The 16,657-nt window shown below is 43.4% G+C and carries 12 protein-coding genes and 6 tRNA genes; 12 read left to right on the forward strand and 6 right to left on the reverse strand.

The genetic code is table 11. The annotated features are described in order from the left end of the window. Window positions 1-55: 55 nt before the first annotated feature. A complete protein-coding gene (locus KJB05_RS22870) occupies window positions 56-2,419 on the reverse strand; it encodes a DUF11 domain-containing protein (RefSeq protein WP_208444736.1) in 2,364 nt (787 codons plus the stop codon). 601 nt (window positions 2,420-3,020) lie between these two features. On the opposite strand from KJB05_RS22870, the gene KJB05_RS22875 reads away from it, so the two are divergent. From KJB05_RS22875 to KJB05_RS22895, 5 genes are all read left to right on the forward strand, one after another. Then, a tRNA-Leu gene (locus KJB05_RS22875) sits at window positions 3,021-3,107 on the forward strand. Window positions 3,108-3,204: 97 nt separating this feature from the next. Continuing rightward, window positions 3,205-3,280: transfer RNA gene (locus KJB05_RS22880), tRNA-Gly, on the forward strand. 5 nt (window positions 3,281-3,285) lie between these two features. After that, window positions 3,286-3,359 (forward strand) — tRNA-Cys (locus KJB05_RS22885). Between the two features lie 319 nt (window positions 3,360-3,678). Then, entirely contained in the window at window positions 3,679-5,202 is a 1,524-nt protein-coding gene (gene amyS / locus KJB05_RS22890) for an alpha-amylase (protein WP_208444737.1), read from the forward strand. Window positions 5,203-5,339: 137 nt separating this feature from the next. Further along, window positions 5,340-5,585, forward strand: a complete 246-nt coding sequence (locus KJB05_RS22895) for a hypothetical protein (RefSeq protein WP_005427091.1) — start codon at window positions 5,340-5,342, stop codon at window positions 5,583-5,585. 82 nt (window positions 5,586-5,667) lie between these two features. Here the strand turns inward: KJB05_RS22895 and KJB05_RS22900 are convergent, their stop codons facing one another. From KJB05_RS22900 to KJB05_RS28820, 4 genes are all read right to left on the reverse strand, one after another. Further along, complete coding sequence (locus KJB05_RS22900; protein WP_038891268.1) at window positions 5,668-6,456, reverse strand: lipase; 789 nt, start codon at window positions 6,454-6,456, stop codon at window positions 5,668-5,670. 98 nt (window positions 6,457-6,554) lie between these two features. Then, window positions 6,555-7,229, reverse strand: a complete 675-nt coding sequence (locus tag KJB05_RS22905; RefSeq protein WP_244142908.1) for a CHAD domain-containing protein — start codon at window positions 7,227-7,229, stop codon at window positions 6,555-6,557. A 20-nt stretch (window positions 7,230-7,249) separates the two neighbouring features. Beyond that, window positions 7,250-7,486, reverse strand: coding sequence for a CHAD domain-containing protein (locus KJB05_RS28815; protein ID WP_244142909.1), 237 nt, complete (start codon window positions 7,484-7,486; stop codon window positions 7,250-7,252). An 851-nt stretch (window positions 7,487-8,337) separates the two neighbouring features. After that, window positions 8,338-8,508, reverse strand: coding sequence for a hypothetical protein (locus KJB05_RS28820; RefSeq protein ID WP_244142910.1), 171 nt, complete (start codon window positions 8,506-8,508; stop codon window positions 8,338-8,340). 121 nt (window positions 8,509-8,629) lie between these two features. On the opposite strand from KJB05_RS28820, the gene KJB05_RS22910 reads away from it, so the two are divergent. Further along, entirely contained in the window at window positions 8,630-10,186 is a 1,557-nt protein-coding gene (locus KJB05_RS22910; protein WP_244142911.1) for an Ig-like domain-containing protein, read from the forward strand. An 88-nt stretch (window positions 10,187-10,274) separates the two neighbouring features. On the opposite strand, the gene KJB05_RS22915 is transcribed toward KJB05_RS22910, so the two are convergent. Beyond that, window positions 10,275-11,528: a hypothetical protein gene (locus tag KJB05_RS22915; protein ID WP_208444738.1), complete on the reverse strand. Its 1,254-nt coding sequence runs from the start codon at window positions 11,526-11,528 to the stop codon at window positions 10,275-10,277. Window positions 11,529-12,127: 599 nt separating this feature from the next. Between KJB05_RS22915 and KJB05_RS22920 the strand changes: the two genes are divergently transcribed. From KJB05_RS22920 to KJB05_RS22945, 6 genes are all read left to right on the forward strand, one after another. Further along, window positions 12,128-12,214 (forward strand) — tRNA-Leu (locus KJB05_RS22920). A 136-nt stretch (window positions 12,215-12,350) separates the two neighbouring features. After that, a tRNA-Cys gene (locus tag KJB05_RS22925) sits at window positions 12,351-12,424 on the forward strand. A 193-nt stretch (window positions 12,425-12,617) separates the two neighbouring features. Then, a tRNA-Cys gene (locus tag KJB05_RS22930) sits at window positions 12,618-12,691 on the forward strand. A gap of 414 nt (window positions 12,692-13,105) precedes the next feature. Further along, window positions 13,106-13,552: a hypothetical protein gene (locus KJB05_RS22935; protein ID WP_217706805.1), complete on the forward strand. Its 447-nt coding sequence runs from the start codon at window positions 13,106-13,108 to the stop codon at window positions 13,550-13,552. A 126-nt stretch (window positions 13,553-13,678) separates the two neighbouring features. Beyond that, window positions 13,679-15,031, forward strand: coding sequence for a diguanylate cyclase (locus KJB05_RS22940; protein WP_208444762.1), 1,353 nt, complete (start codon window positions 13,679-13,681; stop codon window positions 15,029-15,031). A gap of 68 nt (window positions 15,032-15,099) precedes the next feature. Next, window positions 15,100-16,581: a nucleoside hydrolase gene (locus KJB05_RS22945; RefSeq protein ID WP_208444739.1), complete on the forward strand. Its 1,482-nt coding sequence runs from the start codon at window positions 15,100-15,102 to the stop codon at window positions 16,579-16,581. The last annotated feature ends 76 nt before the right edge of the window (window positions 16,582-16,657 follow it).

Consider the following 16,657-nt stretch of genomic DNA (forward strand, 5'->3'; position numbering starts at 1 on the left):
AAGGGGCAATGACGCTGCCCCTTTAATGTTAAGAACGTGAAGTTCTCTGTGTTGGTTACTCGACAGTGTTGACTTCGATAGATACGAAGTTGGTTAACGCATCACCATCATCGTCTTCAACCGTTGCTACAATACCGTCTAGTACACCTTGCGCTTGGAAGGTAATAGGATCGGTATTTTCCAGACCAGGTCGAAGTTCTACGGTAAACGCACAGGTGTAAACGTTGTTGCCTGAACCGCTGTAACCGAGCTCTTGTCCGATGTTACAAGGTGGATATGTCATACCACTGTGGGTGCCGCCTTGAGTATTAAAGATGGTAAAGTTGGCATTGCCATTACCATCGATAATATCAACGCCACGCAGAGTCAAACCAGTTAACTTGACATTGTCTACTTCAGACGTGTTGGTAAGTTGAATAATAACCAAACCACTCAATGCGAATGCAATATCCGTATCTGGAGCAAGTGGATCAAACGTTACTGTTGCATCATCCATCGCGCTTACACCTAGGCCGTCCTCGTCAGTACCATTAATAGTGGCAACGTTAACGTGGCTATCACCGGCATTACCTTGGACTTGTAATGTGATGGTACAGCTTGCTGTTTCGCCTGGGTCTAACTCAAACCCGTTTAACCCAGTTGGCGTGATAGCGCCGCCATTTTTCATGTCTACCATACAGTCGTCAGTGAGTGTTCCGAAACGGTTGTCATTTAGGCTAGAGAAGACCACAGTGTCGGATGTTGAGACGTCATCTATTGTGTCTTTGACCGTAAAGTAGAAGGTGTAATCAACATCTCTGAACAAGGTTGGATTATCGCCTGTCTCAAACACTGATGTTGGATTGGCTGTTTTTTCTAACGTAATCATAGAAGGAACATCCAGAACCATGATGGTGTGAGAATCCATAGCATTGGCTGTGTCATTCTCGTTGTCTCTCGCGGTTGCTGTCACTGTATTTGTGAAACTATCACCTGCATCGCCAGCAACAAAGACGCTTAGGGTACAGCTGTATGTTGCACCAAATGCTATCGTTACAGGGTTATCAAGACAGTCACTCTCAGCCCCAATTGCGCTTAGATCACCATAGATGGTGTCGACTAAGCTCACGAGTTCGATAGGAGAATCAAATGTACCGGAGTCGTTAGTCACTTCGAACGTAAATGTGACATTTTCTCCAGGCTCCAGTACTTCATTTTTATCCGCTGACTTAACAACGCTAATCGCTGGTGGGACATTCGTAATCTGAACTTGTCGTTCGACACTACAGCGATCGCCAAGTGCCGCGTTGCCAACTCCAACTGGACAAGTGTCGCCGTTTACCACAGGATCGCCGTTCTTGTCTTGTAATGTTACTTTGACAACGTCTTTATAGAGTTCAGGGTTTGGTATATCCGGAAGGTCACTATCTACGACAAAGACTTTGAACTCACAACTGTAGGTTGCGCTCGGAGCCACTTCATACAGAGGTGTACCGACTGGACAGTTAGTCGATGTCAGATAAACACCGTCAGCCATAGCAGGGCCTGAGGTCGCTCCCCAAAGATCGAAGCTAACGTCATAAGTGCCATCGCCGTTGATGTCGATTTCATCGGTTAATGCACTAATGAATAACGATGTTTGAGCGTTAGGGTTAGTGAAACTTAGATTAAAGGTAAACTCGCCGCCTGCTTCTGGGTGAGAGCTAGGCGCACCTTCAGATTTTACGATATCTGGTGGTGACGGTTTGATGAACACATCAATATTAAAGGTGTCACAGTTACATTTAGATTTGGTATTTGGGATCTGACCAGCGTACGGATCTTCATCGATCGTACAGTTATCTCGTTCTTGATTATCCCATGCTGCACAATAGGTAAAGTCGGCTCGGTTGTCGCCGTCGTTATCTGAACAGAGCATGGTAATGGTTTCGTTAAGTAGTGTGTATTCGTCCGGACCTAAAGCTTTAGTGATGTCACCACAAGCATCGCCATCTAACTGAGCATCAGCAGTCTCACCACTTCCTCCTGGCACGGGTAGAATCATGCTACAGTTTCTAAAGTTACCTTGAACGACCTGAGGGCTAGCCTCAGTTAAAGGAAGATAAAAGGTGGTGTCGTATCGTTCATTGGCGTTAGTTCGCACGGTAACGTCAGCTTGGAAAGAGAAGGTATCTCCAAGGTTACATTCTGCATTCGGATCGACGGGAATCACTTGCGTGATCTCGACGTCATTAGCGGTACAGTTTAAAGCATCTCTTGGTAATGAGTTTCCCGGCTCTTGCAAATAAGCATCTGCCATACAGAGTTTTTCTGTTGGTGAGAGGTTATAGGCTTCCGCTTGAGCAGGAGAATGACTCGTTACGCCATACAATGCCGCCGAGCTAACAAAGATGACACTTATCACTTTGCTTAATCGGCTGTGTATTAATCGTTCCATCATTGACCTTCTTTTTATTCGAAAGTTTGAACAAGAGGGCTATATGAACGCTGAGCAAACTTTCGTGTCCCCTTTAAAAAATGACACTTATCAGCGAGTTAAAAAACGAGCCCTCATTCCTTGACCAAACAACCTCTTGGGTGAATCTTGTTGGATTCACCGATGAGACAATGTGTTGGTTGCCCTCTGAAGAGCAAGAAATGAACCAAGTTCTATGTTATTGAATTTGCTAAATAATATTTATTAGGTGCTCAGAATAACTGTTAAGGCGTGTACAGGTTGTTCACTTGTGTTGAGTACCACTGAGTGGAAGTTGTTAAAAAGCGTTATTTATCAGTCAGGTAAGTCTTTTATGATAATTGTGCTTTTGGTGGACACAAGTTAACAGTTCGATCACTATTGCTGTTGCAAAGAAAGGGCGTTCAGAGAAGCACAGTATTTGCGCATGCCGATTATGATTTACTCAAAAAGAATGATTAATGTTCATTCGGTTGATAATTATAATAATTTTTGTTGACCTGAAATCTTAATCCGTTAAAGTACGCCTCGTTCTCACGGCGAAGGTCGTTAGAACTGATGGTGTCACCATCGCATTGATTGCGTTGCCCTGGTGGTGGAATTGGTAGACACAAGGGATTTAAAATCCCTCGACGTTCGCGTTGTGCCGGTTCAAGTCCGGCCCGGGGCACCATCCAAAAATTGAGTGGGTGAATTTAATATCCCGCCGTCGAGTTGACCGGCAGAGTGTCGGACCATAAATTCCGGCTCGGGACACCATCTCAAATTATGCGACACTAGCTCAGTTGGTAGAGCGCAACCTTGCCAAGGTTGAGGTCACGAGTTCGAACCTCGTGTGTCGCTCCAGTTGAGGCGCCTTGGCAGAGTGGCTATGCAGCGGATTGCAAATCCGTGGACCTCGGTTCGACTCCGGGAGGCGCCTCCATTCTTTTCGAAAGCTCGTCATTATGACGAGCTTTCTTCGTTTTAGCGCAATGGAATCGACGCGCGTTAATCCTTCTTTTTGCTGTTTACTTATTATCTCCTCCCTGATTATTTGATCGGGATTCAATAATTGCACTCAATTAGTTATTGGTTTTATAAATGTTATACATCTCAATAATTGTAGAGGGTGATTGGTGATAATTTCTCCACGATTGTAGTCCGAACTTTTTGTTGTACAACAGACGGTTAGTTGGATCTTTTCTTCCTGTCATGTTGGCTCTCTAAGCTCGAACTTCGTTCTAAAACGTGAGAGAAAAATAATGAAAACATTCAACCTTAAACCCACACTTTTACCTTTAACTTTGCTGCTCAGTTCGCCGGTAATGGCGGCTCAAAATGGAACCATGATGCAGTATTTCCATTGGTATGTGCCAAATGACGGTGCACTCTGGACGCAAGTTGAAAACAACGCGCCAGCACTATCTGACAACGGCTTTACCGCGTTATGGCTGCCGCCTGCCTATAAAGGTGCTGGTGGCAGCAACGACGTAGGTTATGGCGTTTACGATATGTATGACTTGGGGGAGTTTGATCAAAAAGGATCGGTGCGAACCAAATACGGTACTAAAGACCAATACCTCGATGCTATCAAAGCGGCGCACGCAAACAACATTCAAATTTATGGTGATGTGGTGTTTAACCACCGTGGCGGTGCGGATGGTAAATCGTGGGTCGACACCAAGCGAGTCGATTGGAACAACCGGAACATTGAGCTCGGCGACAAATGGATTGAAGCATGGGTCGAATTTAGCTTCCCGGGGCGTAACGACAAATACTCAGATTTCCATTGGACGTGGTATCACTTTGATGGCGTTGACTGGGACGACGCAGGTAAAGAAAAAGCGATCTTCAAATTTAAAGGCGATGGCAAAGCATGGGATTGGGAAGTCAGTTCTGAAAAAGGCAACTATGACTACCTCATGTACGCAGATTTAGACATGGACCACCCAGAAGTGAAGCAAGAGCTGAAAGACTGGGGCGAGTGGTACTTAAACATGACGGGTGTGGATGGCTTCCGAATGGACGCAGTCAAACACATCAAATATCAATACCTGCAAGAGTGGATCGATTACTTGCGACAGAAAACGGGCAAAGAGTTGTTTACTGTCGGTGAGTACTGGAACTACGACGTGAACAATCTGCACAACTTTATCACCAAGACGTCTGGCAGTATGTCATTGTTTGATGCACCGTTACACATGAACTTCTATAACGCTTCACGCTCAGGTGGTAACTTCGACATGCGTCGTATCATGGATGGTACCTTGATGAAGGACAACCCAGTGAAAGCAGTGACTCTGGTTGAGAACCACGATACGCAGCCTCTTCAAGCGCTAGAATCTCCAGTCGATTGGTGGTTCAAGCCTCTCGCGTATGCGTTTATCTTGTTACGTGAAGAGGGCTATCCGTCAGTCTTTTATGCTGATTACTACGGCGCGCAATACAGTGATAAAGGGCACGACATCAATATGGTGAAAGTGCCGTACATTGAGCAATTGGTGAAAGCTCGTAAAGATTATGCGCATGGTAAACAGCATTCTTACCTCGACCATTGGGACGTGATTGGCTGGACAAGAGAGGGGGATGCGGAACATCCTAACTCAATGGCGGTTATCATGAGCGATGGCCCTGGTGGAGCAAAATGGATGTACACAGGTTCGCCGAGCACTCGTTACGTCGACAAGCTAGGTATTCGGACTGAAGAAGTTTGGACGGATGCTAATGGATGGGCACAGTTCCCAGTGAACGGCGGTTCGGTTTCTGTTTGGGTTGGCGTTAAATAATCCAACTTTCAGACTTGCAGATGTGACGAATTTCGAAAATTGTTCGCATTTAATCAATGTCTTGTTTGATATTCATGAAACATATGCGTAACTTTATACCAAAGCATTATCACTAGGCAGATTAAGGAAAGGAATCTATGGCTGACGTTTTGATTGTTGCGATTGTATTCGGTGCAATATTTGGTGGTGGTATCGTTAAGCTGATTCTTAATCATCGTAAGGAAGTAAGAGCGTTAGAGATTTCTGAACGCAACCAGATGAGTCAAGAAGAGCGAGATGGTCTTAACAAGCAAGTAGAAGACCTAAAACAACGTGTTGAAGTATTAGAGCGCATCGTTACTGACAACAGATACCAACTTGATAAAGAAATTGCGTCTTTGTAATTCTGAACCAACAAGAAAGAGCCAGTTTAATACCGGCTCTTTTTGTATCTGCTTCTTTTTCCAAACTAAGTGAAGCGATTGACTACCGCTCATCAAAGAAGTCTTTGTTACGAATGTATTTGCTCATTAGATGGTAGGAGAAAGGGCGGATCAGCCAACTCACCAAAGAGCGTCCAAGACGCATCAATGTTGGCGTATTCTCATAAATTCTTCCGTTATAAAGCCAAAGCATTTTACCCACATGCCAGTAGAGAAAAGGTACTGGAGGCATAAAGGTGACAATGTCGATATCACAACAAATACGATAGGTTTTATGGCCTAACCCATACCGTTTTCTAAATGTCCAATCGCCAATTGCTGGCTGCCCAAATGTGACTACTCGTTTAATGCTTTTCGGGTACTTACGTTCGATATAGTCGGCAAAAACGCTGCCAATTGCGCCGCCCGATGAATGCCCAGTAATGGTGATGCGCTTACCCTGTAGAATCAGAGGTACAATGGTGGCTTCTAATCTCTCAATCACACTCAAACCGAGACGATCTTCATTTCTCGATGGTTGGCTTTCTTGGAATAACAAATGGTAGAAACCGGCATGGATGCGATAGTTGAGCCCAAGGCGCTTGCAGCTACGAGTCCACATGGCAAAGTTCAAAAGCCAATCGCTAATGCTGTGCGACCCCTTAATCACAACAACGACTTCTGTGCGCTTTTTACTCCACAGAACACGGATCATGGTTTTGCCAAACTCGTTTTTAATGATGCGCTGTCCATTAGGATCAAAACCATAGCGAGTCTGCCTAAAGACCCTAGGATAAGCGAGATTACAGAGCACAGCGTAGCGTTCGTATTGGTATCGTTTTAATGGCTTCACGTTTTTCTACTTAGTTTTAGTTAATGTAAAACTCTAGACGTGAAATATGAAAAGAACATGAATGGTTGTCATTAGGTAGGAAAATGAATTGATTTTTACTAGGAGTAGAGAGCGAGTACGTTGGCTGTTTCGATTCTTTTTCTAAATGCGGCCAAGTCTAGGAAGATCGTTTGCTTTGAGTTGTAGTGTTGGTCTTTTACGGCCTTGAGTAAGGCTTTGATAGCTTTCCTTTGAGGTTTTTCAAGATAAGATTGCGACTTTTGAAAACGGAAAAACGCTATTTGGCCTGAAGTGTCATTGAATATACCGAGACAATCTTGTAAGTGTTTGAGCTGTTTGATATTCGCCTTATGCTGAGCGCTATCATACAAAGGGGAAAAGTAATCTAGTAAATAGCGCAGCTTTTTGCATTCAATTCTTAACGCGTGAATTTTGCTATCTTTGCTTTCTGTCGTTAAACCATTGCTTACCTTAATTACCTTTTGAAAGTGCTGAGTAATTTTAAGATTGGCCAAATCCATCGCCTTTCCAACTTCGTGTTTGGGTTCGTACACGCGCGAGCGTTGAAGGCTGTTTTCGATGAGAATGCAGGTCTTATGGTAGCAATCAGACTTTAACCACTCAGACACCAGTTGTTGCTCCTTGGTTTGAAGGTTGGATATGTGAGCAAATACAGACTTTAGGGCCTCCTTTTGCTCTGGATGTTTGTTTAGATAGTGGGGAGTGTCAGAGACAAAAACGTCAAGATCGCGAAGCTGGTTCGTTTGCTTCATTAGGGTTCTGATATGGCGTTTCAATAGTCGATGTTCAAAAGGGGCAAAACGTCTTTTAAGAGCAAACTTAGGGAGTGGATACGACGTAAAGTGACTCGATATTGATGGTTGAACTCGGGGTCGTTTCCTCTTGCTACTCCCAATTCAAGCTGTCGTACATGGCGGAATTCATGGGCGAAAAACCGAGGTAAAGTGAAGCTCAAATCTGACTCCGTATGTAAGTCCCATGCAAAAGGTGGTTTCCGAAAAATTCCCATGATCCGTTTTCCTATTCTGATGTGGTTAAGTTTAGAATATTGCTTTCATACTCTCCCACTAAAGTGCATAACGTTTAGTGAGAAAGGCTAACGTTATGTTTTTATGGGATTGTCTTAATGCATTATTAAATCAGTAACATAATAATGTTGTTTTTATTATTCCTATTTCATAATGAAGTTCTTAAATATAAAATATTTAATAAGCATCAGTATGATTTGCAAAGCCTTATTTAAAAACTCTTAATTTTGATAACTTGGTTGGTTGAAATTTAAGCTATTTGTTTGTTAGTATCGCACTCACAATGAAATACAGTCATTATAATAAATGGATATAAAGCAGTGGATTAAGTCAGTTTTTCTAGGCTCTTCGTTCTAGAAACCTACCTTGATGAATTAAAGCGCGTCTATTGAGTTCTATTAGGCTCAATGTGTATCAGTTTGCTCCTTTTGATTGGACTGAACTGAGAGTCCGTGTGCTTTGAATGCCCCTTGTTTTCTGTCTTTACAGGCTGTAATTAACTAATGGAACCTCGCTTATATTTAGTGAGTAGTTTCGTGCACTTAAATAAATCTGACGCTTTGACATTGAAGTAAGTGAACGCAACAACATAGGAAATTACCACTTTATTAATCTTATTCTTTTAGTAACCGATTTAGTTTAATAGATTATCTCGTCTCTTTTTAATTCGAACCTATATTAATCGTCGAAATAATGAAGACGAGGGTCTGTTTTATTCTGTGGTAAAAGCAAGGCGATGTTTTTACTAGTTAATATATTTTGGCTTTGAGTGATTAAAGGCTAAATTTGAGGTCCATAAATTGAATTTATTCAACTCTACTAATATCTTGAGTTATATTTCTAACTTAAGGATGAAAGCAAAAGGAAAAGTTGCAATTTCTATTGCTGTTCTATTCACCATTTCTACATTTTCTACATTTTCTACATTTTCTACATTTTCTGCAATTGCAGGTGAAGTTTTACCTACGAAAGGTGAATAAAAGACGCTAGTTTTACTGGTCAATTTTCAAGAGAATCCCAATGAACAACCTTTAAGTGTTGAGCAAGCGGAGAGCCTTATATTCGGCGAAATAAACGACTTCTATCGTCAAGCATCCTTTGATCAAACGTGGTTATCTGGTGAGGTGGCGGGTTGGTTTACATTGCCGCTTTCCAACCAAGTCTGCGACTTTACTGCTGTTCAAAATGCTGCTGACGAAAAAGCAGTGGCAGCAGGCGTTCCTTTAGCAGATTACGACCGCATCATTTATTTAATGACACAAACAGCGTGTGGTGTCGCGGGTTCAGCCACACTAGAAGGTATTCCATCGAGAGCGCATATCAACGGAAACTTCTCTGCGACAAACATTACCCATGAACTTGGGCATAATTTTGGGCTACATCACTCTCGAGCGCTAGACTGCGGCGACCAAACATTAGGCGGGCAATGCGAGGTTCGTGAGTATGGCGATACCTATGACGTAATGGGTGGCCCTGATATTGGTTACTTTAATACGTTTCAGCGTGAACAATTGGGTTGGTTAGATGGTGAATATGCTGCTAAAACCATCGAATCAACGCAAGATGGTAATTACTCCATTGCTTACTATGAGTCCCAAGGTGAACAACCAATAACATTAAAAGTGCCTCGCGGAATAGATTCGGCTACTGGAAACATGCGTTGGTTCTATATCGAATACCGTCAGTCTGTTGGTTTTGATGACTTTCTTGATGGTCGTTCGTACTCTTTCTATCGTGGGGACGTAACGGATGCAATCATTATCCGTAGTGCCACTGAAGGAGATGCTCGAAGCAGCAATCTTCTGCATTTCAAGACGGATTCAGAATACAAAGCAGTATTTGGTCGTAACGATTGGTTTGACCCAGCAATGCCAGTCGGAGGCAGTTATACAGACCCAGAGTCGGGTGTTACTTTGAGCCTGACTAGCGCTGCGAACGGGACAGCTGAAATCAATGTTCATTTTGGCGACGACAACTCCGGTGAGGGCAGTACGTGTACGACTAATACCCCAAGCCTTGAAGTGACTCCATTGTCTGAGAGTGCGGTTTTTGCTGGTGCAAAAGTAGAGTATAAAGCACATATCACAAACCAAGATGGCGTTGATTGTGCGAGCACTACTTTTAATGTCAATGCAGCTGTACCTAATGGCTGGCAAGCGACAAATGGAGACATCACGTTGGCACCGGGCGAATCTGGTGACGTGTTATTTACCGTCACTTCATCAATCGATGCAACTGCAAAAGATTACTCAATTGCAGTATCGGTGAACCATAGTCAAGACGCGGAAGCGAATGTTGAAACCTCGGTTCTTTACACTGTGCTTGATGAAGGCGGTACACACCCAGAGCTTACTGCTGAAGATGACAGCGTGGTATTGACTGAGAAGCAAGCCGTCATCATTGACGTACTATCAAACGATAATATTGATGAACAAGTGCAAGTCACCATTGTTTCTTACTCGAACCCTAGCAAAGGTCGATTGGAGTTATTGTCGGATGGCACGTTCCGTTATAGTCCGGAAAATCGCTTAAAACACACAGATAGCTTCACTTACACCATTAGTGATGGTCACAATACTGCGACGGCAATGGTGAATATCACCTTACAAGAATCGTCGGGTGGTGGTGATGGCGGTGGAAACGGCAACGGTTCAAAGCCTGACAAAGGAAATAACAAGTAATCTGATGAAAATGCCCGGTAAACTCGCTACCGGGCATTTTTGTTGTGAGTTAACGATCATGTTGATGTTATTAATTCACCTTTGATAGTTACTCAGGACATTGAACTGGCTCTGGACAAGTAGGGCACAGAGTACATTCGGCGTATGCGGTCATCGCTTCGACGGTAGCGCCAAAGACCGTTTGACCCGCGGCATCGACAGTATCAGTAAACGCTGCCACTTGTTCACCAGGAAGAGGAAGTCCATCTGCTTCACCTGGGATTGGCTCATAATGACCAGTAAAGTCGGCACATTGAGCTGGAGTTAGAGTACCAATAAAGATAGGGTCTGAATCTTTGTTATCAATAACGACAACATCCTCTATCGTAATGTTCGAGGTATTACAAACGCTACCACTGTAGTTCACCTCTAATCCGTACTCATTAATACCAGTGTTCGCAAATCTGTTCACAACCACCACGTTACATTCTTTTTGCAGCGTTAATGAACCAGGAATGTTTTGGTTTGGACATTCCCAATCAGCGTTGTCAGATACCGCGATGTCACCTCCGCCAGCAAGAGCAGCAGTCACTTCTGCGTAGTTAGTGATACCATTTTGAGCAACTCGGAATGTAACGCTAAACTCTTGGTGATCACCGACGGCTAACGTGTCTAAGTTATAGACATGAACACCGTTATCTAGGTCTTCATTTACGGCTGTTGTGTCTGTAGCTACGATATCGTAAAGAGGCAATTGACCAATATTTTCTACTTTCAATAGGTAGTTATATTGTAGAGAGTCGCCGTTAACGATGTCACTGAAGGTACAAGTCTTCGTGATTTTGATTTCTGGTTTACCAGGGGTGTAACAAAAAGAGATATGACTTAAACCATAGAAATCGTCACTGTTACGCAAAGGGGAATGTAGCCCTGCATCGCTACTTAGCAGAAGTCCTTGGGAATAGTACTCATAAAGGTTACCAACTGGACCACCTTTAACGAAGATACCTTGGATGATCACTGGACTAGTGCCCTGATCCCAAGAAAACGTTTTTGCCCCTTCTTGGACAGATATTGTCACTTCCAATTCGCCATCGGAATAACCCCCATCAGCGACAGGTTCAATTTTGAACTCTTTTAAATCTGGCATCCCATAGAAGTCGGAACATGTTGGATTACCTTTATATTCGACGGGCTGGACACCGGCACTTGTCGGATCGCCAGCATCACCGCGTACACTATAAGCAGCGAATATTGCGCCTAAAACGAGCAACCATGCTAACGATTTAATCAGCTTTGAGCTCAGTATACTGGTACAGTTTAAATCCATAGAGTACCAGCACGTTTTGTTTGTTTGTTTCATAAAACCTCCGGCGGGTACAAATCCAAGAGTGCTCTTTGTACAACCGCATCGTTGTTCTTACTGAAATAAGTTAAGTACTGCATCGGGGTAGTTAGCATAGAGCGTTCCAATTTTAAGTGTTTGTATTTATTGATTAAAATATTTTTGGGTTTAGAAGGTTTACAGTTAGGTGTTTACCTTTATTTTTGTTTGTTGCTTCGGGTAGGTGTAAGCAATTGAAATGGTGGTGCTTATCTGGAAATAGCGAAAGTGTTCACAAAATGAACAGAGTGTAACAGCGCAGAAATAGGTAACTAAAAAGCAACGGCCGCATTAGGCACTACGGTGAGAGAAAATGAGGCACAGACAGCGGATTATGAAATAAATTTCTAGCATGAATGAGTAACCGCTATGAAGGAAGTCCTAAGACAAAGCCAGATTAATCGTGTGAAGATTGTTCGAATTGTTCGTGGAATGATCTTAGAAGTCTGCTTTTTAACCGTATGAATAAAAAAGATAAAATTTGTTGTTGACCTAGAATCTTAATCCGTTAAAGTACGCCTCGTTCTCACGGCGAAGGTCGTTAGAGCAGGTGGTGTTACCATCGCATTGATTGCGTTGCCCTGGTGGTGGAATTGGTAGACACAAGGGATTTAAAATCCCTCGACGTTCGCGTTGTGCCGGTTCAAGTCCGGCCCGGGGCACCATCCGCTAATTGAGTGCGTGGATTTAATATCCCGTCGTCGAGTTGACCGGCCGAGTGTCGGACCATCAATTCCGGCCGGGGCACCATCTCTCATAGATTGAGATTTATAAGAGTCTCAGAGAACAACAATTCGGTAAGGCGCCTTGGCAGAGTGGCTATGCAGCGGATTGCAAATCCGTGGACCTCGGTTCGACTCCGGGAGGTGCCTCCATTCAACATCGATATTTAAAGAGTACCATCGCTCTAAGTGTTGAATGATAAACCGACAAGTTGCTGCTTTTTATATCGAACGACTCAGGCTTAGGTGTTTTCCTTTGACACTCACTGATAATTCCGTAAAGTAGCGGCCATCGAAAGGGGTAACCCAGACGACACATTTCAGAGTTTCTTTATTGAAACGCTATGGCGCCTTGGCAGAGTGGCTATGCAGCGGATTGCAAATCCGTGGACCTCGGTTCGATTCCGGGAGGCGCCTCCATTATCTTTCTTTTCCCCCGTAAATTGAATCCAAAGCCCTAGTTCAGACCTCTGACCATTGCAAATTCCCAACAAAACTAACCTCTTAGAACCCACAAAATCGTTACACTTGATCGTTATTTACGTAAGTAATTTCGACAGAACCCTCATTTTACACTTTTTGCCTTTCTCTTTAGTTCCCAAAACACCGATTCAACTGTATTAACAGAACGTTGTTAATTATAAACTGAGTGCATTACCAAAGGCTAATTGATAACATCATATATAACTTATTGTTAATATATGACATTGTTAGTTTTTGGCTCAGGATGAGCCCATTTTGTTTTAGGGAGAAGTACACGTGTTATCTCATTTAAGCAGGCCATTCGTAGCCTTAACGTTAAGTGCTGCGTCACTCACTGCTTTCGCAGCCTCAATGGCGAGTTATCCAGAAGGTTGGCAAGATTGGCCAGTGGTTAAAGAGTCACAAAACCTACCTGCAGACACTGTTCTGCCGCCTGACACCTCATTGTTTATTCAAGAATCCGTTCGAGCGTATAGCTGGATCAATAATGGTCAAGGATCACCACTCACGATCCGCGTAAACCCTCAGAAAATCGAACAATACAAAACTCACGGTCCATATACTGATGGTCCAACGGCTGTGGCTATTTCAGAAGTTGACGGGATCGTTTGGGTGACTGAGCATATCGGTGGCATGGCCATCTATGGTAGTTATGATCGTCAAGGCAAAGATATTAGCCATACTCATCCTTCTTTAGAGCCCTCATTTTGTCAGAGCTGCCACACGACATATCAGGACATTTGTATCAATGGTACATGTGCTGAGCCCGTTCTAGGTGTTTATAAAGACAAACAGTAGTTAATTGTGAGTAATCGAGTTTTCGGCTGGTTGACGATTAACCAGATGCTGTTTGTTTCGCATCTGGTGTTGGTTCTTTCCATTATCTTAGGTTTATCATTTACGCGTTTCCAAAGTGAATGGAACATGCGTATTGAGCATGCCGCGACCATGGCGAAAACCCATTTGTCTTCTCAAGTAACGTTTTTGTCTGGCTCGATAGCTGGTCGCAACTACGCCAACCTGATGATGCCATCGACGAAAGAAAACCTTAGAGCGATCGATGATCTTCTGTTTATTGAGATATCAGGTGTTTCAGATTACAAAACTCAAAATGTAGCAGTGCGTTACCTGTCTGAATCGAACCAAGTGTGGCGAATTGATGTCAGTGATCAAGAAGTTAAGGTCTTAAAAAACCAAAAGGCCAATCTGGTGAAAATGTTGTCGTTAACGCCAGATACGGAGGAGATCAAACGCAATAAACTTCAATACCTGATAAACAAAACCAATGTGGATTTAGCGTCACTCTCGGCCAGTCAAACGTTAAACCGGGAGACAGAACTTCCTTGGAATAAAAGTGCTTTGCAGCAATCAGATTTTTATTACGATTCAACTCTTTCTGTATTGCATGTCTGCATACCTTTAAGAAATATCAATGGTGGGTACATCTGGGCTGTGTTAGATGCGAGCGCATTGGACAACATTAAAGGTCACTTGATAAAAGAGCTGCTTAGTGAGGCGTTAACGGCGACACTGATTTCTATGGTGTTGATTTATATGGTCACAATATGGATAGTGAGTCCGCTTAAGCGTCTTTCTCAATCAATGAAGAAAGACATCGAAAAGATTGACCAATCACATATCCCAGAAATCACACGTTCAGATGAAATTGGTGAACTCGCACGTTCCTATTCAAGTTTAATTACCAAAATCAAAAACCAATTGAGGGTACTTCGCCAGCAAACGGATACGGATACCTTAACAGGGATTGGCTCACGTTATTTGTACAAGCGCAGTGCCCCAGTATTCGTGAATGAAACCCTTAGCCATATGAATTATGCCTGCTTTGTGTTGTGCGATATCGATAACTTCAAAAAGTTTAACGATACCTATGGACACACTGAAGGGGACAACGCCTTGTGTGATGTCGCTGAAGTCTTTCGTTCTCAGCTAGGTAAAGATCAACCTTCATTTCGCTTAGGCGGAGAGGAGTTTGCTTTGCTTGTCTACGGTAACACTTTAGACGTGTTGAACTCCAAAGTTGAGCACTTGAGACGAGCAGTCGAAACACTTGCCATCCCCCATATCAAAAACCTGCCATCTGAAGTTGTGACGATTTCAGTGGGTGCGGTTCCACTTACAAAAGTAACGCCACACCTTGATTTAGAAGCCTGTGAAAAAGCGCTAGAGCAAGCCTTTGAAGTTGCAGATAAGAACTTGTACACAGCAAAAGATAAAGGCCGAAACGTTGTCATTATGGCAGAGCCTATCAGCCTGTAGATTTTAGTTTCATTCCATTTAATTCGGCTGTTCGGCCATTTAAGACCAAAAAAGAGAAAGGAGTCTCGATGCATAACATCGGAGAGGATAAGCATAACTGTCACCCACAAACACGAGTCTGGGTCGACACAGATATCACGATCGGACATCACGATGGCTTTAAACTTTGTGATGTCGATGATGGATACGCGTTAGGTTTACTACTAAGAAGCCAAGAAGTCGATATCGTCGGAGTAAGCTCGACACTCGGCAATTGTGATGACATTGAAGTGACCACAAGTATTGCGAGAACTTTCATTAAAAAGTTTGGACCGACTTACCTTGAAGTGTCGCAAGGGAGTGCCACTTACTTAGACTCTACGAAAGATATTCCCCCGGCCGTCAACGATCTTGCCACTCAACTAGAACAAGAACCATTAACCATTCTTGCAATTGGCGCACTGACCAACATTGCTTTGCTCATTCGTCATTTCCCAGAACAAGCTAAGAATATTGAAAAAGTAGTGTGCGTAGCGGGTAGACGCACTACAGAGCAGCACTTTGTTGCCAGCAAACGCCAACCGAGACCATTTCGAGATTTGAACTTTGAAGTTGATCAGGCGGCTTTTCAAGTACTGCTCGATAGCGATATCCCAGTAACACTTGTCCCATTTGAAGCTTGCGCGCAAGTTTGGATTAACTTTAAAGAGCTTCATAAAATGAGCCACGGGAGCAGTCTTAGCCATTTCTTAGAGTCCCATTCCATTGCATGGTGCGCTGAGTGGGAGGTGATCTTTGGTGCGAAAGATGGCTTTATTCCTTTTGATATGGTGGCTGCCGCTTACGTTGTGAATCCTGAATGGTTTATTTCCCGCCATTGGAAATCAAAGGTAGAGCTCGCTGTGAGTGATACAGAGAAACACAAAGAGAAAGCGTATCTGATCTGTAACGAGTCGATAGAGCAGGGGCGAGAGCTCGAATATGTGGTCGAAGTGTCACCGGATGCGGAGCCGGAAATGCTCAAGCGTCTTGCAGAACGCGACATTGGTGCTTTCGTGCTTGGCTTATCTCACATCAATGTCATTGTTGATGATGTTGATTTGGCAGCGGATTACTATCAGCGCGTGCTTGGATTTGAGCGTGCAGTCGATGCTCAAAGTCAAAAGATGGATTACCGCAGTGTGAGTATGGCCGAGTTTAACCAAGATGCAGGGTTAGGTGGGCAAGATGTCGTTGTTGATGTGTTATTTGTAAAGCATCCTTACGCATCAGTCTATCTTGAATTGATGAAATATCACACGCCAGTTGGGACAACCGAAATACCACCTCAACCAAAAACCTACGATATAGGTGGCCCACGTCATATTGCCCTCGAAGTCTCAAACTGTAGTGAGGTGTTCCGATACTTGAAAGAGCAAGAGGGCGTAACCATGATTGATGACTCAGATAACTATCACCCAGAAAAATTGGACGGGTTCCCGATCTCGTTTTTCTACTGGATAGACAAATATGGCATTCAATGGGAAATGGAAGAAGGTCGTAGAGTAGGGACATCCCGCGGAATTATTTAACACAAACCTACGAAACCCACTTGAATCTGATTAAAAAGCAAGCGTTTAGTCGTTTGCTTTTTCTTTGTTATGAAGA

Origin of the sequence: Vibrio sp. B1ASS3 (assembly GCF_905175355.1) — a bacterium.
Classification (GTDB): Bacteria; Pseudomonadota; Gammaproteobacteria; order Enterobacterales; family Vibrionaceae; genus Vibrio; species Vibrio owensii.